The sequence below is a fragment of the Pseudomonas sp. REST10 genome (assembly GCF_029542605.1).
Taxonomy (GTDB): domain Bacteria; phylum Pseudomonadota; class Gammaproteobacteria; order Pseudomonadales; family Pseudomonadaceae; genus Aquipseudomonas; species Aquipseudomonas khazarica.
On record NZ_CP035677.1, the window covers coordinates 4,532,937 to 4,553,710 of the forward strand.

The 20,774-nt window shown below is 59.1% G+C and carries 23 protein-coding genes; all 23 read right to left on the reverse strand.

Features of this window, described 5'->3' with window-relative positions; genetic code table 11:
- Positions 1–6 precede the first annotated feature (6 nt).
- Complete coding sequence (rplF, locus tag EWH21_RS21405) at positions 7–540, reverse strand: 50S ribosomal protein L6 (RefSeq protein ID WP_037055721.1); 534 nt, start codon at positions 538–540, stop codon at positions 7–9.
- A gap of 12 nt (positions 541–552) precedes the next feature.
- Positions 553–945, reverse strand: coding sequence for a 30S ribosomal protein S8 (gene rpsH, locus EWH21_RS21410; protein ID WP_003243915.1), 393 nt, complete (start codon positions 943–945; stop codon positions 553–555).
- A gap of 194 nt (positions 946–1,139) precedes the next feature.
- Positions 1,140–1,445: a 30S ribosomal protein S14 gene (gene rpsN, locus EWH21_RS21415; protein ID WP_037055718.1), complete on the reverse strand. Its 306-nt coding sequence runs from the start codon at positions 1,443–1,445 to the stop codon at positions 1,140–1,142.
- Between the two features lie 14 nt (positions 1,446–1,459).
- Positions 1,460–1,999: a 50S ribosomal protein L5 gene (gene rplE, locus EWH21_RS21420; protein ID WP_003243911.1), complete on the reverse strand. Its 540-nt coding sequence runs from the start codon at positions 1,997–1,999 to the stop codon at positions 1,460–1,462.
- Between the two features lie 19 nt (positions 2,000–2,018).
- Positions 2,019–2,333 (reverse strand): 50S ribosomal protein L24, encoded by a 315-nt coding sequence (rplX, locus tag EWH21_RS21425; protein ID WP_003463290.1) that lies wholly within the window; start codon positions 2,331–2,333, stop codon positions 2,019–2,021.
- An 11-nt stretch (positions 2,334–2,344) separates the two neighbouring features.
- Positions 2,345–2,713: a 50S ribosomal protein L14 gene (gene rplN / locus EWH21_RS21430; RefSeq protein ID WP_003243907.1), complete on the reverse strand. Its 369-nt coding sequence runs from the start codon at positions 2,711–2,713 to the stop codon at positions 2,345–2,347.
- Between the two features lie 23 nt (positions 2,714–2,736).
- Positions 2,737–3,003: a 30S ribosomal protein S17 gene (gene rpsQ, locus EWH21_RS21435; protein ID WP_003243904.1), complete on the reverse strand. Its 267-nt coding sequence runs from the start codon at positions 3,001–3,003 to the stop codon at positions 2,737–2,739.
- Between the two features lie 2 nt (positions 3,004–3,005).
- Positions 3,006–3,197, reverse strand: coding sequence for a 50S ribosomal protein L29 (gene rpmC / locus EWH21_RS21440; protein WP_003243902.1), 192 nt, complete (start codon positions 3,195–3,197; stop codon positions 3,006–3,008).
- Positions 3,197–3,610: a 50S ribosomal protein L16 gene (gene rplP, locus EWH21_RS21445; protein WP_003243901.1), complete on the reverse strand. Its 414-nt coding sequence runs from the start codon at positions 3,608–3,610 to the stop codon at positions 3,197–3,199. Before rplP ends, rpmC begins: the two co-directional genes overlap by 1 nt.
- A 12-nt stretch (positions 3,611–3,622) precedes the next feature.
- Positions 3,623–4,309 carry a 30S ribosomal protein S3 gene (gene rpsC / locus EWH21_RS21450; RefSeq protein ID WP_003243898.1) on the reverse strand — a complete coding sequence of 229 codons (687 nt, stop codon included), beginning with the start codon at positions 4,307–4,309 and terminating at the stop codon, positions 3,623–3,625.
- Between the two features lie 13 nt (positions 4,310–4,322).
- Entirely contained in the window at positions 4,323–4,655 is a 333-nt protein-coding gene (gene rplV, locus EWH21_RS21455; RefSeq protein WP_003103908.1) for a 50S ribosomal protein L22, read from the reverse strand.
- A gap of 11 nt (positions 4,656–4,666) precedes the next feature.
- Positions 4,667–4,942 carry a 30S ribosomal protein S19 gene (gene rpsS, locus EWH21_RS21460; RefSeq protein WP_003243896.1) on the reverse strand — a complete coding sequence of 92 codons (276 nt, stop codon included), beginning with the start codon at positions 4,940–4,942 and terminating at the stop codon, positions 4,667–4,669.
- A gap of 16 nt (positions 4,943–4,958) precedes the next feature.
- Positions 4,959–5,783 carry a 50S ribosomal protein L2 gene (rplB, locus tag EWH21_RS21465; RefSeq protein ID WP_037055713.1) on the reverse strand — a complete coding sequence of 275 codons (825 nt, stop codon included), beginning with the start codon at positions 5,781–5,783 and terminating at the stop codon, positions 4,959–4,961.
- A 14-nt stretch (positions 5,784–5,797) separates the two neighbouring features.
- Entirely contained in the window at positions 5,798–6,097 is a 300-nt protein-coding gene (gene rplW, locus EWH21_RS21470) for a 50S ribosomal protein L23 (protein ID WP_003243891.1), read from the reverse strand.
- Positions 6,094–6,696: a 50S ribosomal protein L4 gene (gene rplD / locus EWH21_RS21475; RefSeq protein WP_037055711.1), complete on the reverse strand. Its 603-nt coding sequence runs from the start codon at positions 6,694–6,696 to the stop codon at positions 6,094–6,096. Before rplD ends, rplW begins: the two co-directional genes overlap by 4 nt.
- Positions 6,697–6,710: 14 nt before the next feature.
- Positions 6,711–7,340, reverse strand: coding sequence for a 50S ribosomal protein L3 (gene rplC / locus EWH21_RS21480; RefSeq protein ID WP_013717347.1), 630 nt, complete (start codon positions 7,338–7,340; stop codon positions 6,711–6,713).
- An 83-nt stretch (positions 7,341–7,423) separates the two neighbouring features.
- A complete protein-coding gene (rpsJ, locus tag EWH21_RS21485; protein ID WP_003243886.1) occupies positions 7,424–7,735 on the reverse strand; it encodes a 30S ribosomal protein S10 in 312 nt (103 codons plus the stop codon).
- A 155-nt stretch (positions 7,736–7,890) separates the two neighbouring features.
- The gene (tuf, locus tag EWH21_RS21490; RefSeq protein WP_152489706.1) at positions 7,891–9,084 is read right to left on the reverse strand and encodes an elongation factor Tu; all 1,194 of its coding nucleotides are present in this window, start codon (positions 9,082–9,084) and stop codon (positions 7,891–7,893) included.
- A 30-nt stretch (positions 9,085–9,114) separates the two neighbouring features.
- On the reverse strand, positions 9,115–11,262 hold the full coding sequence (fusA, locus tag EWH21_RS21495; RefSeq protein ID WP_037057235.1) for an elongation factor G: 2,148 nt from the start codon (positions 11,260–11,262) through the stop codon (positions 9,115–9,117).
- A gap of 30 nt (positions 11,263–11,292) precedes the next feature.
- Positions 11,293–11,763 (reverse strand): 30S ribosomal protein S7, encoded by a 471-nt coding sequence (rpsG, locus tag EWH21_RS21500; protein WP_003246741.1) that lies wholly within the window; start codon positions 11,761–11,763, stop codon positions 11,293–11,295.
- Between the two features lie 104 nt (positions 11,764–11,867).
- A complete protein-coding gene (gene rpsL / locus EWH21_RS21505) occupies positions 11,868–12,239 on the reverse strand; it encodes a 30S ribosomal protein S12 (protein ID WP_004373429.1) in 372 nt (123 codons plus the stop codon).
- A 146-nt stretch (positions 12,240–12,385) separates the two neighbouring features.
- Positions 12,386–16,585, reverse strand: coding sequence for a DNA-directed RNA polymerase subunit beta' (gene rpoC / locus EWH21_RS21510; RefSeq protein ID WP_037057238.1), 4,200 nt, complete (start codon positions 16,583–16,585; stop codon positions 12,386–12,388).
- A 61-nt stretch (positions 16,586–16,646) separates the two neighbouring features.
- On the reverse strand, positions 16,647–20,720 hold the full coding sequence (gene rpoB, locus EWH21_RS21515; RefSeq protein ID WP_277699279.1) for a DNA-directed RNA polymerase subunit beta: 4,074 nt from the start codon (positions 20,718–20,720) through the stop codon (positions 16,647–16,649).
- Positions 20,721–20,774 lie beyond the last annotated feature (54 nt).

The window sequence follows — 20,774 nt, forward strand, 5'->3', positions numbered from 1 at the left end:
AGCCCCTTACTTCTTCTTGGCTTCTTTACGACGGACAACTTCATCCGCGTAACGAACGCCTTTGCCCTTGTACGGCTCAGGACGACGGAAGTCACGGATCTCCGCAGCCACCTGACCCACCAGTTGCTTGTCGATACCCTTGATCAGGATTTCGGTCTGGTTCGGGGTTTCGGCCACGACGCCTTCCGGCAGTTCGTAGTCGATCGGGTGGGAGAAGCCCAGAGCAAGGTTCAGCACCTGGCCTTTGGCTTGAGCTTTGTAGCCCACACCTACCAGTTGCAGCTTACGCTCGAAGCCTTGGCTGACACCGATGACCATGTTGTTCACCAGAGCGCGAGTAGTACCGGCCATGGCACGGTTCTGCTGGTCGCCGTTACGAGCAGCGAAACGCAGCTCGCTACCTTCCTGGATCACTTCCACGGACGAATGAACGTTCAGTTCCAGAGTGCCCTTGGCACCCTTCACCGAGAGCTGCTGACCGGCGAGTTTGATCTCGACACCAGCTGGCAGCGCGACGGGGTTCTTAGCAACGCGAGACATGCTTATCCCCCCTTAGAACACGGTGCAGAGCACTTCGCCGCCGACACCGGCAGCGCGCGCAGCGCGATCCGTCATCACACCTTTGTTGGTGGAGACGATGGAAACACCGAGACCGCCACGAACCTTCGGCAGGTCATCGACGGATTTGTATTGACGAAGGCCAGGACGGCTCACGCGCTTGACTTCCTCGATGACCGGACGGCCTTCGAAGTACTTCAGCTCGATGGACAGTTGTGGCTTGGCTTCGCCATTTACTTCGTAACCCGCAATGTAACCCTCGTCCTTCAGAACTTTGGCTACAGCCACCTTCAGAGTGGAAGACGGCATGCTTACGACGGACTTTTCAGCCATCTGGGCATTACGGATACGAGTTAGCATGTCCGCTAACGGGTCCTGCATACTCATGGGCTAGACGCTCCTGATACAAAAAGAACAGCCCGAGGGCTGTGGGATCATCCAAAAGCTCGGCACGGAAATACCAGGCTCAGGAGAGCCGGACATTCTAGAGACCGATCAAAAATGAAGCAAGCCCCAAAAGGGGCTTGTTCAATAAAAGGCAAAGCCGGCACAAGGCCGGCTCTGCTTTCAGCTACCGCTGATTACCAGCTGGCTTTCACCAGGCCCGGTACGTCACCGCGCATGGCGGCTTCGCGCAGCTTGTTACGCGACAGACCGAACTTGCGGTAAACGCCGTGCGGACGGCCGGTGATGCGGCAACGGTTACGCAGGCGCGAGGCGCTGGCGTCACGTGGCTGCTTCTGCAGGGCGACCTGCGCTTCCCAACGAGCTTCCGGAGTGGAGTTCGGGTTAACGATGATCGCTTTCAGCTCGGCACGCTTCTTGGCGTACTTGGCAACCGTTTGCTGACGCTTCAGCTCACGGTTCTTCATGCTCATTTTGGCCATTTTCCAGACTCCGATCAGTTGCGGAACGGGAAGTTGAAAGCACGCAGCAGAGCGCGGCCTTCATCATCGTTACGGGCAGTGGTAGTCAGGGTGATGTCCAGACCACGCAGCGCATCGATCTTGTCGTAATCGATTTCCGGGAAGATGATCTGCTCTTTCACGCCCATGCTGTAGTTGCCGCGGCCGTCGAAGGACTTGGCATTCAGGCCGCGGAAGTCACGCACGCGCGGCAGGGAGATGGACAGCAGACGATCCAGGAACTCGTACATACGCTCGCGACGCAGAGTGACCTTGACGCCAATCGGCCAGCCTTCACGAACCTTGAAACCTGCGATCGACTTGCGGGCATGAGTCACGACGACTTTCTGACCGGTGATCTTCTCGAGGTCGGCAACGGCGTTCTCGATGACTTTCTTGTCACCGATCGCTTCGCCCAGGCCCATGTTCAGGGTGATTTTGGTGATGCGCGGAACTTCCATCACGTTGGCCAGCTTCAGTTCTTCCTTCAGCTTGGGCGCGATTTCCTTCCGGTAAATCTCTTTCAGTCGTGCCATGGTGTTCTACCTATGATTCTCAAGCGCCAACCGGCTTTTGGGTGGACTTGAAGACACGAATTTTCTTGCCGTCTTCGACCTTGAAGCCAACGCGATCAGCCTTGTTGGTTTCAGAGTTGAAGATGGCAACGTTGGAAGCGTGCAGCGGCGCTTCTTTCTCGACGATACCGCCTTGAACGCCCGACATCGGGTTCGGCTTGGTGTGGCGCTTCACCAGGTTGATGCCGCCAACGACCAGACGGTCGTCAGCGAGAACCTTGAGCACCTTGCCACGCTTACCTTTGTCTTTGCCGGCGATCACGATGATCTCGTCGTCACGACGAATCTTTTGCATGTCGGATCTCCTTAAAGCACTTCAGGGGCGAGCGAGACGATCTTCATGAACTTCTCGGAACGAAGTTCACGGGTCACTGGCCCGAAAATACGGGTACCGATCGGCTCTTGCTTGTTGTTCAGCAGAACAGCAGCGTTGCCGTCGAAGCGGATGATCGAACCGTCGGCACGGCGAACGCCGTGACGGGTACGAACGACCACTGCGGTCATGACCTGACCTTTCTTCACTTTGCCGCGCGGAATTGCTTCCTTGACGGTGACCTTGATGATGTCGCCGATGCCGGCGTAGCGACGATGCGAGCCGCCCAGCACCTTGATGCACATGACGCGACGTGCACCACTGTTGTCAGCCACATCGAGCATGGATTGAGTCTGAATCATAAAATTTCTCCGACCCTTAGCTCTTAGACTTCTACGGCGCGTTCAACGACTTCAACCAGAGCCCAGGACTTGGTCTTGGACTGCGGGCGGGTTTCGCGGATGGAAACCTTGTCGCCGATCTTGCACTGGTTGGATTCGTCGTGAGCGTGCAGCTTGGTCGAACGCTTGACGTATTTACCGTAGATCGGGTGCTTAACGCGACGCTCGATCAGAACGGTGATGGTCTTGTCCATCTTGTCGCTGACAACACGGCCGGTCAGCGTACGGACTGTTTTTTCAACTTCGGCCATGATCACTTACCTGCCTGCTGGCTGAGGACAGTCTTGACGCGAGCGATGTCGCGCTTCACTTGCGAGAGCAGGTGCGACTGCCCCAGCTGGCCAGTTGCCTTCTGCATACGCAGATTGAACTGGTCGCGCAGCAGCTCGAGCAGTTGCTCGTTCAGCTGCTGTGCGCTTTTTTCACGAAGTTCGGTCGCTTTCATCACATCACCGTCCGCTTAACAAAGGTGGTGGCGAGCGGCAGCTTTGCAGCAGCCAGGGCGAAGGCCTCGCGCGCCAGCTCTTCGGATACGCCTTCGATCTCGTACAGGACTTTGCCTGGCTGGATCTGGGCTACCCAGTATTCAACGCCACCCTTACCTTTACCCATACGCACTTCGAGAGGCTTCTTGGTAACCGGCTTGTCCGGGAAGACGCGGATCCAGATCTTGCCGCCACGTTTTACGTGACGAGTCAGAGCACGACGAGCGGACTCGATCTGACGAGCGGTGAGACGACCGCGGGCGACAGACTTCAGCGCGAACTCGCCGAAGCTGACTTTGCTACCGCGCTGAGCCAGACCACGGTTGTGGCCGGTCATCTGCTTGCGGAACTTCGTACGCTTTGGTTGCAACATGATGCGTACTCCTTATTTCTTAGCAGCTTTACGAGGAGCGGGCGCTTGCGGCTTCAGCTCTTCAGTGCGGCCACCAATGACCTCACCCTTGAAGATCCAAACCTTGACGCCGATCACACCGTAAGTGGTGTGCGCTTCGTAGGTGGCGTAATCGATGTCGGCACGCAGGGTGTGCAGGGGCACACGACCTTCGCGATACCACTCGGTACGAGCGATTTCAGCGCCGCCGAGACGACCACTCACCTGGATCTTGATGCCCTTGGCACCAATGCGCATGGCGTTCTGTACAGCGCGCTTCATAGCGCGACGGAACATAACGCGACGCTCCAGCTGCTGAGCTACGCTCTGCGCAACCAGCATACCGTCGAGCTCCGGCTTGCGGATCTCTTCGATGTTGATGTGCACCGGCACACCCATTTGCTTGGTCAGGTCCTGACGCAGCTTCTCAACATCTTCACCTTTCTTGCCGATCACGATGCCGGGACGAGCGGTGTGGATGGTGATGCGTGCGGTTTGAGCCGGACGAGCGATGTCGATACGGCTAACGGACGCGCTTTTTAGTTTGTCTTGCAGGTATGCACGAACCTTCAGGTCGGCATTCAGATAGTCGGCGTAATTGCGACCGTCTGCGTACCAGACCGAGGTGTGATCCTTGACGATTCCCAGGCGGATGCCAACGGGATGTACTTTCTGACCCATCTGATCGACTCCGTTACTTGTCCGCAACCTTGACAGTGATATGGCAAGACCGCTTGACGATGCGATCAGCACGGCCTTTGGCACGCGGCATGATGCGCTTAAGCGAACGCCCTTCGTTGACGAAAACGGTGCTGACCTTCAGGTCATCAACGTCTGCGCCTTCGTTGTGCTCGGCGTTGGCAACGGCCGACTCCAGCACTTTCTTCATGATCTCGGCGGCTTTCTTGCTGCTGAAAGCCAGCAGGTTGAGCGCTTCGCCCACCTTCTTCCCGCGGATCTGGTCGGCGACCAGGCGAGCTTTCTGGGCGGAGATGCGAGCGCCCGACAACTTAGCGGCTACTTCCATTTCCAAACCCCTTAACGCTTGCCTTTCTTGTCGGCAACGTGACCACGATAGGTACGAGTGCCGGCAAATTCGCCCAGTTTGTGGCCGACCATGTCTTCGTTCACGAGAACCGGGACATGCTGACGACCGTTATGCACGGCGATGGTCAAACCGACCATCTGCGGCAGGATCATCGAACGACGCGACCAGGTTTTAACCGGCTTGCGATCGTTCTTTTCCACCGCCGCTTCGACCTTCTTCAGTAGGTGAAGATCGATAAAAGGACCTTTTTTCAGAGAACGTGGCACTGTCGTATCCCTCTATTTACTTGCGACGACGGACGATCATGTTGTCGGTGCGCTTGTTAGCACGGGTCTTCGCGCCCTTGGTCGGGAAGCCCCATGGCGACACCGGATGACGACCACCGGAGGTACGACCTTCACCACCACCGTGCGGGTGATCAACCGGGTTCATGGCAACACCACGAACGGTCGGACGAACACCACGCCAGCGCTTGGCGCCAGCCTTACCCAGCGAACGCAGGCTGTGCTCGGAGTTCGAGACTTCGCCCAGGGTCGCACGGCACTCAGCCAGGACTTTGCGCATTTCGCCGGAGCGCAGACGCAGAGTCACATAAGCACCTTCACGCGCGATCAGCTGAGCGGAAGCACCAGCGGAACGAGCGATCTGCGCGCCTTTACCCGGCTTCAGCTCGATACCGTGAACGGTCGAACCCACCGGAATGTTGCGCAGCTGCAGGCTGTTACCGGCCTTGATCGGAGCCATGATGCCCGCGATCAGTTGGTCGCCAGCTACAACGCCTTTCGGGGCGATGATGTAGCGACGCTCACCGTCGGCGTACTTCAGCAGAGCGATGTGAGCAGTACGGTTCGGATCGTATTCCACGCGTTCGACAGTGGCAGGGATGCCATCTTTGTCGTTGCGACGGAAGTCGACCAGACGGTAATGCTGCTTGTGACCACCACCAACGTGACGCGTGGTGATACGGCCGTTGTTGTTACGACCACCGGACTTCGACTTCTTCTCGAGCAGCGGAGCGTACGGAGCGCCTTTGTGCAGCTCCTGATTGACCACCTTGACCACAAAACGGCGGCCAGCGGAAGTCGGTTTGCATTTAACGATTGCCATGATGCACCCCTTCCTTACTCAGCACTGCTGGTGAAATCGAGATCTTGGCCCGGCTGAAGGGAGATAACTGCCTTCTTCCAGTCGTTACGCTTGCCCAGACCGCGAGCGGTGCGCTTGCTCTTGCCCAGAACGTTCTGGGTAGTAACGCGCTCAACCTTCACGTTGAACAGGCTTTCGACGGCCTTCTTGATTTCCAGCTTGGTCGCATCGGTAGCGACTTTGAAAACGAACTGACCTTGCTTGTCAGCCAGAACCGTGGCCTTCTCGGAGATGTGCGGGCCAAGCAGCACTTTGAATACGCGTTCCTGGTTCATCCCAGCAGCTCCTCGAATTTCTTCACGGCCGAAACAGTGACCAGCACTTTTTCGTACGCGATCAGGCTGACCGGATCGGAACCCTGGACGTCACGTACATCGACGTGCGGCAGGTTGCGGGCAGCCAGGTACAGGTTCTGATCGACCGCGTCGGATACGATCAGCACATCGTTCAGACCCAGGCCGTTCAGCTTGCTCAGCAGAGCCTTGGTTTTCGGAGCTTCGACAGCGAAGTCTTCAACCACTACCAGACGGTCGGTACGAACCAGCTCAGCAAGGATGGAGCGCAGGGCTGCGCGGTACATCTTCTTGTTCAGCTTCTGATCATGGTTACGGGTGGACGCTGCGAAGGTCACACCACCGCCACGCCAGATCGGACCACGGGTAGTACCCGCACGAGCACGACCGGTACCCTTCTGACGCCACGGGCGCTTACCGCCACCGGAAACGTCGGAACGGGACTTCTGGCCTTTGGTGCCCTGACGGCCGCCGGCCATGTAGGCCACGACTGCTTGGTGAACCAGGGTCTCGTTGAACTCGCCACCGAAGGTCGCTTCGGACACTTCGATCGCCTGAGCGCCATTTACATTCAATTGCATCTCAGATTCTCCCCTTACGCCTTGACAGCCGGACGAACGATAACGTCGCCGCCAGTAGCGCCCGGAACGGCACCCTTGACCAGCAGCAGGTTACGCTCGGCGTCTACGCGAACAACTTCCAGGGACTGCACGGTCACGCGCTCGGCGCCCATATGACCGGACATCTTCTTGCCCTTGAATACACGCCCCGGGGTCTGGCACTGACCGATGGAACCCGGTACACGGTGCGAAACGGAGTTACCGTGAGTGTTGTCCTGGCCGCGGAAGTTCCAACGCTTGATGGTACCGGCGAAGCCTTTACCTTTGGACTGACCGGTCACGTCGACCAGTTGACCAGCTTGGAAAATTTCAGCGTTGATCAGATCGCCAGCCTGGTAGTCGCCTTCTTCAAGACGGAATTCCAGAACGGTACGACCTGCCGCGACGTTCGCCTTGGCGAAGTGGCCAGCTTGAGCCTTGCTAACACGCGAAGCACGACGCTCACCGACAGTGACCTGCACTGCACGATAGCCATCGGACTCCTCGTTTTTGAACTGGGTGACGCGATTCGGTTCGATCTCGATGACCGTGACCGGAATGGAGACACCTTCTTCGGTGAAAATGCGGGTCATGCCGCACTTACGACCGACTACACCAATAGTCATGTTCTAAACCTCATGAGTGTACGGGGCTTTCACCCGCTATGGCCGCCCATTTCAGAGCGTTACACGACTAAAACCGTCAGGTTTTAGCCGAGGCTGATCTGCACTTCCACGCCTGCCGCAAGGTCGAGCTTCATCAGCGCATCAACGGTTTTATCCGTCGGCTGGACGATGTCCAGAACACGCTTATGAGTGCGGATTTCGTACTGATCACGCGCGTCTTTGTTGACGTGCGGGGAAATCAGAACGGTATACCGCTCCTTACGAGTAGGCAGAGGAATCGGACCACGCACCTGAGCACCAGTACGTTTCGCGGTTTCCACGATTTCCTGGGTAGATTGATCGATCAGGCGATGGTCAAAAGCCTTCAACCGAATACGGATTTGTTGGTTTTGCATTTTGACCTCAGATTCCAAGCTGCTAATCCCCACAGACGGACTACGCCCGTTCGAGGGAGGCGCAATTGTACGGATGCCCCCCAGGGGTGTCAACTTTTAACCAGTTCAAAAGAAAAGGGCCCCGAAGGGCCCCTTTCTTTCAAGCGGATCGTTGATTACTCGACGATCTTGGCAACCACGCCGGCGCCGACGGTACGACCGCCTTCGCGAATCGCGAAGCGCAGGCCGTCTTCCATGGCGATCGGCTTGATCAGGGTGACAACCATCTTGATGTTGTCGCCCGGCATTACCATCTCAACGCCTTCCGGCAGTTCGCACGAACCGGTCACGTCAGTGGTACGGAAGTAGAACTGCGGACGGTAGCCCTTGAAGAACGGGGTGTGACGACCACCTTCTTCCTTGGACAGAACGTACACTTCAGCTTCGAACTTGGTGTGCGGCTTGATGGTGCCCGGCTTGGCCAGAACCTGACCACGCTCGACTTCATCACGCTTGGTGCCGCGCAGCAGCACGCCGCAGTTCTCGCCAGCACGACCTTCGTCCAGCAGCTTGCGGAACATCTCAACGCCGGTGCAGGTGGTCTTGGTGGTCGGACGCAGACCGACGATTTCGATTTCTTCCTGGATCTTGACGATACCGCGCTCTACACGGCCGGTAACAACAGTACCGCGGCCGGAGATCGAGAATACGTCTTCGATCGGCATCAGGAACGGACGATCGATGGCACGAACCGGCTCAGGAATGTAGCTATCCAGAGTCTCGACCAGCTTCTTAACGGCAGTGGTGCCCAGCTCGTTGTCGTCTTCGCCGTTCAGGGCCATCAGAGCAGAACCGATGATGATCGGAGTGTCGTCGCCCGGGAAGTCGTAGGTGCTCAGCAGGTCGCGAACTTCCATCTCGACCAGTTCCAGCAGCTCGGCGTCGTCAACCATGTCGGCCTTGTTCAGGAACACGACGATGTACGGTACGCCAACCTGACGGGACAGCAGGATGTGCTCACGGGTTTGCGGCATCGGACCATCGGCAGCCGAGCAGACCAGGATCGCGCCGTCCATCTGGGCGGCACCGGTGATCATGTTCTTCACGTAGTCGGCGTGGCCCGGGCAGTCAACGTGCGCGTAGTGACGAATGGTGGAGTCGTACTCTACGTGCGCGGTGTTGATGGTGATACCACGAGCTTTTTCTTCCGGAGCGCTGTCGATCTTGTCGAAGTCGACCTTGGCCGAACCGAAAACTTCGGAGCAGACACGGGTCAGAGCAGCGGTCAGAGTGGTCTTACCGTGGTCAACGTGACCGATGGTGCCGACGTTGACGTGCGGTTTGTTACGTTCGAATTTTTCCTTAGCCACGACAGTAAACCTCTTACTTAAAGGGCGGGATTAGCCTTGTTTTTTAACCAGTGCTTCGACGATGTTCGCCGGAGCCTCTGCGTACTTGGAGAATTCCATGGAGTAGCTGGCGCGACCCTGGGACATGGAACGAACGTCGGTAGCGTAACCAAACATCTCGCCCAGCGGAACTTCGGCACGGATGACCTTGCCGGAGACCGAATCTTCCATACCCTGGATCAGACCACGACGACGGTTCAGGTCACCCATCACGTCACCCATGTAATCCTCAGGAGTCACCACTTCCACTTTCATGATCGGCTCGAGCACCTTGCCGCCACCCTTCTGGGCCAGCTGCTTGGTCGCCATGGAGGCAGCGATCTTGAACGCCATCTCGTTGGAGTCGACGTCGTGGTAGGAACCATCGAACACGGTAGCCTTCAGGCCGATCAGCGGATAGCCGGCAACGACGCCGTTCTTCATCTGCTCTTCGATACCCTTCTGGATAGCCGGGATGTATTCCTTCGGTACCACACCACCAACGACCTCGTTAGTGAACACCAGGCCTTCAGTGATGTTGCCCTTGTCGTCCACGTCCGGAGTCGAGAAGCGAATCCAGCAGTGACCGAACTGACCGCGACCACCGGACTGACGAACGAACTTGCCTTCGATCTCGACAGCGTCCTTGGTGATGGTTTCACGGTAGGAAACCTGCGGCTTACCGATGTTGGCTTCAACGTTGAATTCGCGCTTCATGCGGTCAACGAGAATGTCCAGGTGCAGCTCACCCATACCGGAGATGATGGTCTGACCGGTTTCCTCGTCAGTCTTGACGCGGAACGACGGGTCTTCCTGAGCGAGTTTGCCCAGAGCGATACCCATCTTCTCCTGGTCAGCCTTGGTTTTCGGCTCTACAGCTACCGAAATCACCGGCTCCGGGAAGTCCATACGCTCGAGGATGATCTGCTTCTCGGGATCGCACAGGGTTTCACCAGTGGTGACGTCCTTCATGCCGATCAGAGCAGCGATATCACCAGCGCGTACTTCTTTGATCTCTTCACGCTGGTTGGCGTGCATCTGCACCATACGACCAACGCGCTCTTTCTTGCCCTTCACGGAGTTGATGACCGACTGGCCAGACTCCAGAACGCCCGAGTAGACGCGAACGAAGGTCAGGGTACCGACGAACGGGTCGGTCGCGATCTTGAACGCCAGAGCCGAGAACGGCTCGTTGTCGTCCGCGTGACGCTCGTCGTAGTCCGACTCTTCCATCTGCTCTTTCGGCTTCTCGGCCAGATCCGGGTGGATACCCTTGATCGCCGGGATCTCGGTCGGAGCAGGCAGGAAATCGATGACGGCGTCCAGAACCAGGGGAACGCCCTTGTTCTTGAACGAAGAACCGCAGACAGCAGGAACGATCTCGCTCGCCAGAGTACGGGCGCGCAGACCAGCCTTGATGTCGTCGACGGACAGGTCACCTTCTTCGAGGTACTTGTTCATCAGCTCTTCGTTGGCCTCGGCAGCAGCCTCGACCATGTTGGAGCGCCATTCGTTGGCCAGGTCTACCAGCTCCGCAGGAATCTCTTCCTCGCGATAGGTAGTGCCCTTGTCGTCATCGTTCCAGTAGATGGCTTTCATCTTGATCAGGTCGACCTGACCCTGGAAGTTGTCCTCGGCACCGATGGCGATCTGGATTGGAACCGGGGTGTGACCCAGACGGTTCTTGATCTGACCGACGACGCGCAGGAAGTTGGCACCGGCACGGTCCATCTTGTTCACGTAGACGATACGCGGAACACCGTACTTGTTGGCCTGACGCCATACGGTTTCGGACTGCGGCTCAACGCCCGAAGTACCGCAAAACACAACGACAGCACCGTCGAGTACGCGCAGGGAGCGCTCTACTTCGATGGTGAAGTCAACGTGACCGGGGGTATCGATGACGTTTACGCGGTACTTGTCGTACTGACGACGAGAACCTTCCCAGAAGGTGGTGATCGCAGCAGAAGTAATGGTAATACCACGCTCCTGCTCCTGAACCATCCAGTCGGTGGTCGCGGCGCCATCATGCACCTCGCCCATCTTGTGGCTCAGGCCTGTGTAGAACAGGATCCGCTCGGTAGTGGTGGTCTTGCCCGCGTCAACGTGGGCACAGATACCGATGTTACGGTAGCGGTTAATTGCTGTATTACGAGCCATAAAGCCCTCGCAAGGTTAGTGGAGCCGGAATTAGAAGCGGTAGTGCGAGAAAGCCTTGTTGGCTTCAGCCATACGGTGCACGTCTTCACGCTTCTTGACAGCAGCGCCTTTGCCTTCAGCAGCATCCAGCAACTCACCAGCCAGACGCAGAGCCATGGACTTCTCACCACGCTTGCGCGCGTAGTCCACCAGCCAGCGCATGGCCAGAGCGTTACGACGGGACGGACGAACTTCGACCGGAACCTGGTAGGTAGCACCGCCTACACGGCGGGACTTGACTTCGACCAGCGGAGCGATGGCGTCGAGAGCTTTCTCGAAGATCTCCAGGGGATCGCTGTTCTTGCGCGCTTTGACAGTGTCCAGAGCACCGTAAACGATGCGCTCGGCCACGGCCTTCTTGCCGCTTTCCATCACGTGGTTCATGAATTTGGCGAGGATCTGGCTTCCGTATTTCGGATCGTCCAGGATCTCACGCTTGGCTGCTACACGACGTCTTGGCATTGATAAGCCCTCAAACGGTCTTCAGGTTAGCTCGGGACCAACGGCGAACGCCGCGCCCGACCTTACTCTTATCGACTCAACTAAATAAAAAGGATCAAGCGGCCTTATTTCGGACGCTTGGTACCGTACTTGGAACGACCCTGCTTACGGTCTTTGACGCCGGAGGTATCCAGCGAACCACGCACGGTGTGGTAGCGCACACCCGGAAGGTCTTTTACACGACCGCCACGGATCAGCACGACGCTGTGCTCTTGCAGGTTGTGGCCTTCACCGCCGATGTACGAAGACACTTCGTAGCCGTTGGTCAGACGCACGCGGCATACTTTACGCAGTGCCGAGTTAGGTTTCTTCGGCGTGGTGGTGTACACGCGGGTGCACACGCCACGACGCTGCGGGCAGTTCTGCAGCGCAGGCACGTCGGATTTCTCGACGATGCGCTTACGCGGCTGACGTACCAGCTGGTTGATAGTTGCCATCTACTAGCTCCACTGTTGTCTTTCGACGCTCACAAATAAAGATGGCAGAGCCAAACGCCCTGCCAAATTTAGGGGTGCATGAGTCTAAAGAGACTCACGTCCCCAGTCAAGGCAAAGCCCCGCCAGCGAACTGACGGGGCTTCGACTCAATTTCCGCTGGAGTTCAGCGCTTCGGTCAGTGCGGCTTCGACCTCACTGGCGCTGACGCGGACCGGCTTGTCGGCATCACGCTTGCGCTTGCGCTCGCTGTGATAGGCCAGGCCGGTACCAGCCGGGATCAGACGACCCACGACCACGTTCTCTTTCAGACCACGCAGGTAGTCGCGCTTGCCAGTAACCGCCGCCTCGGTGAGGACGCGGGTGGTTTCCTGGAAGGAAGCCGCCGAGATGAACGACTCGGTGGACAGCGACGCCTTGGTGATACCCAGCAGTACGCGGGTGTACTTGGCGATGAACTTGTCTTCCTCGGCCAGACGCTCGTTCTCGCCCAGAACCTGGGTGAGCTCCATCTGGTCGCCCTTGATGAAGGACGAATCGCCGGACTCGCTGACTTCGACCTTGCGCAGCATCTGACGCAGGATGGTCTCGATGTGCTTGTCGTTGATCTTCACACCCTGCAGACGGTAAACGTCCTGGATCTCGTTGACGATGTACTTGGCCAGCGCGCTGACGCCCAGCAGACGCAGGATGTCGTGCGGATCGCTCGGACCGTCGGAGATGACTTCACCCTTGTTGACCTGTTCACCTTCGAACACGTTCAGGTGACGCCACTTCGGAATCAGCTCCTCGTACGGATCGCTGCCATCGGTCGGAGTGATGACCAGACGGCGCTTGCCCTTGGTCTCCTTGCCGAACGAGATGGTGCCGCTGATTTCCGCCAGGATCGAAGCTTCCTTCGGACGACGGGCTTCGAACAGGTCGGCAACGCGCGGCAGACCACCGGTGATGTCGCGGGTCTTCGAGGTTTCCTGCGGGATACGGGCGATAACGTCACCGACCGCGATCTGCGCACCATCCGCCACACCGACCAGGGCGTTGGCAGGCAGGAAGTACTGGGCCGGTACGTCGGTACCCGGCAGCAGCAGTTCCTTGCCGTTGGCGTCGACCATCTTGATGGCCGGACGAATGTCCTTGCCAGCAGCCGGACGATCCTTCGGATCCATCACCTCGATGTTGGTCAGACCGGTCAGTTCGTCGGTCTGGCGCTTGATGGTGATGCCCTCCTCCATGCCGACGAAGGTCACGATACCCTTCATTTCGGTCACGATCGGGTGGGTGTGCGGGTCCCACTTGGCGACGATGGCGCCAGCGTCGACCTTGTCGCCTTCCTTCACGGAAATCACGGCACCGTACGGCAGCTTGTAGCGCTCGCGCTCACGACCGAACTCGTCGGCCACGGCCAGCTCACCGGAACGGGAAACCGCTACCAGGTTGCCGTCGACACGCTCGACGTGCTTCAGGTTGTGCAGACGGATCGCACCACCGTTCTTCACCTGGACGCTGTCGGCAGCCGAGGTACGGCTTGCAGCACCACCGATGTGGAAGGTACGCATGGTCAGCTGGGTACCCGGCTCACCGATCGACTGGGCAGCGATAACGCCGACCGCCTCACCGATGTTGACCTGGTGACCACGGGCCAGATCGCGGCCGTAGCACGCGGAGCAGATGCCGTAGCGGGTTTCGCAGGTGATCGGCGAACGCACGACCACTTCGTCGACGCTGTTCAGCTCGATGAACTCGACCCACTGCTCGTCGATCAGGGTACCGGCCGGCACGATGATCTCGTCGCTGCCCGGCTTCGGCACGTCCTTGGCAATGACACGACCCAGAACGCGCTCACCGAGCGGCTCGACCACGTCGCCGCCTTCGATGTGCGGAGTCATCAGCAGACCGTGTTCGGTACCGCAGTCGACCTCGGTCACCACCAGATCCTGGGCCACGTCGACCAGACGACGGGTCAGGTAACCGGAGTTCGCGGTCTTCAGTGCGGTATCCGCCAGACCTTTACGAGCACCGTGGGTGGAGATGAAGTACTGCAGAACCGACAGGCCTTCACGGAAGTTCGCCGTGATCGGCGTTTCGATGATGGAACCGTCCGGCTTGGCCATCAGACCACGCATACCGGCCAGCTGACGAATCTGGGCTGCGGAACCCCGCGCACCGGAGTCGGCCATCATGTACATGGAGTTGAAGGACTCCTGCTCGACGGTCTTGCCTTCGCGATCGACCACCGGCTCTTTCGAGAGGTTGGCCATCATCGCCTTGGAGACTTCGTCGTTGGCCTTCGACCACAGGTCGATCACCTTGTTGTACTTCTCGCCCTGGGTAACCAGGCCGGAGGCGTACTGCGATTCGATTTCCTTCACTTCCTCGGTGGCGGCATCGATGATGCGCGCTTTTTCATCCGGGATGACGAAGTCGTTCACGCCGATCGACACACCGGAGATGGTCGAGTAGGCGAAACCGGTGTACATCAGCTGGTCGGCGAAGATGACGGTGTCCTTCAGACCCACGGTGCGGTAGCACTGGTTGATCAGCTTGGAGATCGCCTTCTTCTTCATCGGCTGGTTGACCACGTCGTAGGACAGGCCGGCCGGTACCACCTGGAACAGCAGCGCGCGGCCGACGGTGGTGTCGACGATGCGGGTGTTCTTGCTGATCGAACCGTCTTTCTCTTTGACGGTTTCGTTGATACGCACTTTCACACGGGCGTGCAGGGACGCTTCGCCGGCGCGGAACACGCGGTCGACTTCCTGCAGATCGGCGAAGACGCGACCTTCACCCTTGGCGTTCACCGCTTCACGGGTCATGTAGTACAGACCCAGAACCACGTCCTGCGACGGTACGATGATCGGCTCGCCGTTGGCGGGCGAGAGGATGTTGTTGGTCGACATCATCAGCGCGCGCGCTTCCAGCTGGGCCTCGAGGGTCAGCGGCACGTGCACGGCCATCTGGTCACCGTCGAAGTCGGCGTTGTACGCGGCGCAGACCAGCGGGTGCAGCTGGATGGCCTTGCCTTCGATCAGTACCGGCTCGAACGCCTGGATACCCAGACGGTGCAGGGTCGGTGCACGGTTGAGCAGCACGGGATGTTCGCGGATGACTTCGGCGAGAACGTCCCAGACCTCGGGCAGCTCGCGCTCGACCATCTTCTTGGCCGCCTTGATGGTGGTCGCCAGACCACGGGCTTCCAGCTTGCCGAAGATGAACGGCTTGAACAGCTCCAGAGCCATCTTCTTCGGCAGGCCGCACTGGTGCAGGCGCAGGGTCGGGCCCACGGTAATAACGGAACGACCGGAGTAGTCCACGCGCTTACCGAGCAGGTTCTGACGGAAGCGACCTTGCTTACCCTTGATCATGTCGGCCAGCGACTTCAGCGGACGCTTGTTCGAGCCGGTGATGGCGCGACCTCGACGGCCGTTGTCGAGCAGGGCGTCGACCGCTTCCTGCAGCATGCGCTTTTCGTTGCGCACGATGATGTCCGGCGCCGACAGATCGAGCAGGCGCTTCAGACGGTTGTTACGGTTGATCACGCGGCGATACAGATCGTTCAGATCCGAAGTCGCGAAGCGGCCACCATCCAGCGGCACCAGCGGACGCAGGTCCGGCGGCAGAACCGGCAGAACGGTCAGGACCATCCACTCCGGCAGGTTGCCGGAGTCCTTGAAGGCTTCCATCAGCTTCAGGCGCTTGGACAGCTTCTTGATCTTGGTCTCGGAGTTGGTCTGCGGAATCTCTTCACGCAGGCGGCCGATCTCGTGATCCAGGTCGATGGCGTGCAGCAGCTCGCGCACGGCTTCGGCGCCCATGCGCGCGTCGAAGTCGTCACCGAACTCTTCGAGGGCTTCGAAGTACTGCTCGTCGTTCAGCAGCTGCCCCTTCTCGAGGGTGGTCATGCCCGGATCGATCACCACGTAGCTCTCGAAGTAGAGCACGCGCTCGATGTCACGCAGGGTCATGTCCATCAGCAGGCCGATACGGGACGGCAGCGACTTCAGGAACCAGATGTGGGCGACCGGCGAGGCCAGTTCGATGTGCGCCATGCGCTCACGACGAACCTTGGCCAGCGCGACTTCAACGCCGCACTTCTCGCAGATCACACCGCGGTGCTTGAGGCGCTTGTACTTGCCGCACAGGCACTCGTAGTCCTTGACCGGGCCAAAGATCTTGGCGCAGAACAGGCCGTCGCGCTCTGGCTTGAAGGTACGGTAGTTGATGGTTTCCGGCTTTTTAACTTCACCGAACGACCACGAACGGATCATCTCAGGCGAGGCCAACCCGATGCGGATGGCGTCGAACTCTTCGATCTGACCCTGGTTTTTCAGCAAATTCAGTAGGTCTTTCAAGGCCTTTCCTCCTGGCGGAGCGGAGAGCGGGCTAACCGCCCCGCTCTCCTCACGTCGCGTGTTATTCGGTTTCCAGATCGATGTCGATGCCGAGCGAACGGATCTCTTTGATCAGCACGTTGAAGGACTCGGGCATGCCCGGCTCCATGCGGTGATCGCCATCCACGATGTTCTTGTACATCTTGGTACGGCCGTTCACGTCGTCCGACTTCACGGTCAGCATTTCCTGCAGGGTGTAGGCGGCACCGTAGGCTTCCAGCGCCCAGACCTCCATCTCCCCGAAACGCTGACCACCGAACTGCGCCTTACCACCCAGCGGCTGCTGGGTAACCAGGCTGTAGGAACCAGTGGAACGCGCGTGCATCTTGTCGTCCACCAGGTGGTTCAGTTTGAGCATGTACATGTAGCCGACGGTGGTCGGGCGCTCGAACTGGTTACCAGTACGACCGTCGAACAGACGCATCTGGCCGCTTTCCGGCAGATCGGCCAGCTTCAGCATGGCCTTGATCTCGGTTTCCTTGGCACCGTCGAACACGGCAGTCGCCATCGGCACGCCGCCTTTCAGGTTCTTCGCCAGCTCGAGGATCTCGTTGTCGGAGAACTCGTCGAGGTTTTCCTGACGACCACCGATCTCGTTGTAGATCTCGGCGAGGAACTTGCGCAGCTCAGCGATCTTGCGCTGCTCTTCGAGCATGCGGTTGATCTTCTCGCCCAGGCCCTTGGCCGCCAGGCCCAGGTGGGTTTCGAGGATCTGACCGACGTTCATACGCGACGGTACGCCCAGCGGGTTGAGGACGATGTCGACCGGCGTACCGTTGGCGTCGTGCGGCATGTCTTCGACCGGCATGATCACCGAGACCACACCCTTGTTACCGTGACGACCGGCCATCTTGTCACCCGGCTGGATGCGACGGCGGATGGCCAGGTAGACCTTGACGATCTTCAGTACGCCCGGAGCCAGGTCATCGCCCTGCTGCAGCTTGCGCTTCTTGTCTTCGAACTTGTCGTCGAGCAGCTGACGGCGGTCGGAGATGTAGGCCTGGGCCTTCTCCAGCTGCTCGTTCAGCGCGTCGTCAGCCATGCGCAGTTTGAACCACTGACCACGCTCAAGGCCGTCGAGGAACTCGTCGGTGACCGCGCTGCCTTTCTTCAGGCCGGCGCCGCCTTCGGCGATGGCACCCACCAGAGCGGAACGCAGACGCTCGAAGGTCGCGCCTTCGACGATGCGGAACTCTTCGTTCAGATCCTTGCGGATCTCGTCGAGCTGCTCTTTCTCGATGGCCAGGGCACGGCTGTCGCGCTCGACACCATCACGGGTGAAGACCTGCACGTCGATGACGGTACCCTTGGTGCCGGTCGGCACGCGCAGGGAGGTGTCCTTCACGTCGGACGCCTTCTCACCGAAGATCGCACGCAGCAGCTTCTCTTCCGGAGTCAGCTGGGTCTCGCCTTTCGGGGTGACCTTGCCGACCAGGATGTCGCCCGGGCCGACTTCGGCGCCGACGTAGACGATACCGGCTTCGTCCAGCTTGTTCAGTGCGGCTTCACCAACGTTCGGGATGTCCGAGGAGATTTCCTCTGGGCCGAGCTTGGTGTCACGCGCCACACAGGTCAGTTCCTGGATGTGGATGGTGGTGAAGCGGTCTTCCTGAACCACGCGCTCGGACAGGCAGATGGAGTCTTCGAAGTTGAAGCCGTTCCACGGCATGAACGCAACGCGCATGTTCTGACCCAGCGCCAGTTCACCCATGTCGGTGGACGGGCCGTCAGCCATGATGTCGCCACGCGCAACCTGATCACCCTTGCTCACCAGCGGACGCTGGTTGATGCAGGTGTTCTGGTTGGAGCGGGTGTACTTGGTCAGGTTGTAGATGTCGACACCGGCTTCGCCAGTTTCGACTTCGTCATCATTGACGCGAACCACGATACGGCTGGCGTCGACCGAGTCGATCACGCCACCGCGACGGGCCACGACGCAGACACCGGAGTCACGGGCGACGTTGCGCTCCATGCCGGTACCTACCAGCGGCTTGTCGGCGCGCAGGGTCGGTACAGCCTGACGCTGCATGTTCGAACCCATGAGTGCACGGTTGGCGTCGTCGTGCTCGAGGAACGGAATCAGCGAGGCAGCGACGGAAACAACCTGCTTCGGCGAAACGTCCATCAGGGTGACGTCTTCCGGCGCCTTCACGGTGAATTCGTTCAGGTGACGTACGGCAACCAGCTCGTCGATCAGCTCACCCTTGTCGTTCAGGGTGGCGGAGGCCTGGGCGATCACGTGATCGGCTTCTTCGATGGCCGACAGGAACACGATGTCGTTGGTGACCTTGCCTTCCTTGACCACGCGGTACGGGCTTTCCAGGAAGCCGTACTGGTTGGTGCGGGCGTAGGCAGCCAGCGAGTTGATCAGACCGATGTTCGGACCTTCAGGCGTCTCGATCGGGCACACACGGCCGTAGTGGGTCGGGTGTACGTCGCGGACTTCGAAGCCGGCGCGCTCACGGGTCAGACCACCTGGGCCGAGTGCGGAAACGCGGCGCTTGTGGGTGATCTCGGAGAGCGGGTTGTTCTGGTCCATGAACTGGGAAAGCTGGCTGGAACCGAAGAACTCCTTCACCGCCGCCGCAACCGGCTTGGCGTTGATCAGGTCCTGCGGCATCAGGCCTTCGCTTTCGGCCATCGACAGACGTTCCTTGACCGCGCGCTCGACACGCACCAGGCCCACGCGGAACTGGTTCTCGGCCATCTCGCCGACGCAACGTACGCGACGGTTACCCAGGTGGTCGATGTCATCGACGATGCCTTTGCCGTTACGGATGTCGACCAGGGTCTTCAGTACGGCAACGATGTCTTCCTTGCTCAGCACGCCCGAACCTTCGATCTCGGTACGACCGATACGACGGTTGAACTTCATGCGGCCAACGGCGGACAGGTCGTAACGCTCGGCGCTGAAGAACAGGTTGTTGAACAGGGTCTCGGCGGCATCCTTGGTTGGCGGCTCGCCCGGGCGCATCATGCGGTAGATCTCGACCAGCGCTTCCAGCTGATTGGTGGTGCTGTCGATCTTCAGGGTGTCGCTGATGAACGGACCACAGTCGATGTCGTTGGTGTACAGGGTCTCGAAGCGGACAACCTGTGCCTTGGACATCTTGACCAGCAGGTCGGCGGTCAGCTCGGTATTGCACTCGGCGATGATTTCGCCGGTGGCCGGATGCACGACCGCCTTGGCAGTGGTGCGGCCAATGACGTACTCGAGCGGAACGTCCAGCTCTTTGATGCCAGCCTTGTCCAGCTGGTTGATGTGGCGGGCAGTGATACGACGGCCCTGCTCCACGATCACCTTGCCGCTGCCGTCCTTGATATCCAGGACCGCGACTTCACCGCGCAGGCGCTGAGGCACGAGCTCCAGGCTCAGGCCTTCGCTCTTAACGTGATAGACGTTGGTGTCGTAGAAGGCGTCCAGCACTTCCTCGGTGCTGTAGCCGAGCGCGCGCAGCAGGACGGACGCCGGCAGTTTGCGGCGACGGTCGATACGCACGAATACCGCGTCCTTCGGGTCGAACTCGAAGTCCAGCCAGGAACCGCGGTAAGGGATGATGCGAGCGGAGTACAGCAGCTTGCCCGAGCTGTGGGTCTTGCCACGGTCGTGGTCGAAGAACACGCCCGGCGAGCGGTGCAGCTGGGAAACGATCACACGCTCGGTACCGTTGATGACGAAGGTACCGTTCTCGGTCATGAGCGGGATTTCGCCCATGTACACTTCCTGCTCTTTGATGTCCTTGATCGCTTTGTTCGACGACTCTTTGTCGAAAATGATCAGGCGCACCTTCACGCGCAGCGGCACGGCGAAGGTCACGCCACGCAGGACGCACTCCTTGACGTCGAACGCCGGATCGCCCAGGCGATAGCCGACGTACTCCAGAGCGGCGTTGCCGGAGTAGCTGATGATCGGGAATACCGATTTGAAGGCCGCATGCAGGCCGATGTCACGGAACTGTTCCTTGCTCGCCCCTTGCTGCAGGAATTCGCGATAGGAATCCAGCTGGATGGCCAGGAGGTAAGGCACATCCATGACATCCGGCAACTTGCTAAAGTCCTTGCGGATACGTTTTTTCTCAGTGTATGAGTAAGCCATCAGCGTTCCCCAGCTTGGTCACCTGCTTATTTGGCCAGCGCCGGCGGCGATGAC

Coding starts and splice junctions, on each gene's coding strand:
- rplF (WP_037055721.1), bottom strand. CDS start 540: ATGTCTCGCGTTGCTAAGAACCCCGTCGCGCTGCCAGCTGGTGTCGAG.
- rpsH (WP_003243915.1), bottom strand. CDS start 945: ATGAGTATGCAGGACCCGTTAGCGGACATGCTAACTCGTATCCGTAAT.
- rpsN (WP_037055718.1), bottom strand. CDS start 1,445: ATGGCCAAAATGAGCATGAAGAACCGTGAGCTGAAGCGTCAGCAAACG.
- rplE (WP_003243911.1), bottom strand. CDS start 1,999: ATGGCACGACTGAAAGAGATTTACCGGAAGGAAATCGCGCCCAAGCTG.
- rplX (WP_003463290.1), bottom strand. CDS start 2,333: ATGCAAAAGATTCGTCGTGACGACGAGATCATCGTGATCGCCGGCAAA.
- rplN (WP_003243907.1), bottom strand. CDS start 2,713: ATGATTCAGACTCAATCCATGCTCGATGTGGCTGACAACAGTGGTGCA.
- rpsQ (WP_003243904.1), bottom strand. CDS start 3,003: ATGGCCGAAGTTGAAAAAACAGTCCGTACGCTGACCGGCCGTGTTGTC.
- rpmC (WP_003243902.1), bottom strand. CDS start 3,197: ATGAAAGCGACCGAACTTCGTGAAAAAAGCGCACAGCAGCTGAACGAG.
- rplP (WP_003243901.1), bottom strand. CDS start 3,610: ATGTTGCAACCAAAGCGTACGAAGTTCCGCAAGCAGATGACCGGCCAC.
- rpsC (WP_003243898.1), bottom strand. CDS start 4,309: ATGGGTCAGAAAGTACATCCCGTTGGCATCCGCCTGGGAATCGTCAAG.
- rplV (WP_003103908.1), bottom strand. CDS start 4,655: ATGGAAGTAGCCGCTAAGTTGTCGGGCGCTCGCATCTCCGCCCAGAAA.
- rplB (WP_037055713.1), bottom strand. CDS start 5,783: ATGGCAATCGTTAAATGCAAACCGACTTCCGCTGGCCGCCGTTTTGTG.
- rplW (WP_003243891.1), bottom strand. CDS start 6,097: ATGAACCAGGAACGCGTATTCAAAGTGCTGCTTGGCCCGCACATCTCC.
- rplD (WP_037055711.1), bottom strand. CDS start 6,696: ATGCAATTGAATGTAAATGGCGCTCAGGCGATCGAAGTGTCCGAAGCG.
- rplC (WP_013717347.1), bottom strand. CDS start 7,340: ATGACTATTGGTGTAGTCGGTCGTAAGTGCGGCATGACCCGCATTTTC.
- rpsJ (WP_003243886.1), bottom strand. CDS start 7,735: ATGCAAAACCAACAAATCCGTATTCGGTTGAAGGCTTTTGACCATCGC.
- fusA (WP_037057235.1), bottom strand. CDS start 11,262: ATGGCTCGTAATACAGCAATTAACCGCTACCGTAACATCGGTATCTGT.
- rpsG (WP_003246741.1), bottom strand. CDS start 11,763: ATGCCAAGACGTCGTGTAGCAGCCAAGCGTGAGATCCTGGACGATCCG.
- rpsL (WP_004373429.1), bottom strand. CDS start 12,239: ATGGCAACTATCAACCAGCTGGTACGTCAGCCGCGTAAGCGCATCGTC.
- rpoB (WP_277699279.1), bottom strand. CDS start 20,720: ATGGCTTACTCATACACTGAGAAAAAACGTATCCGCAAGGACTTTAGC.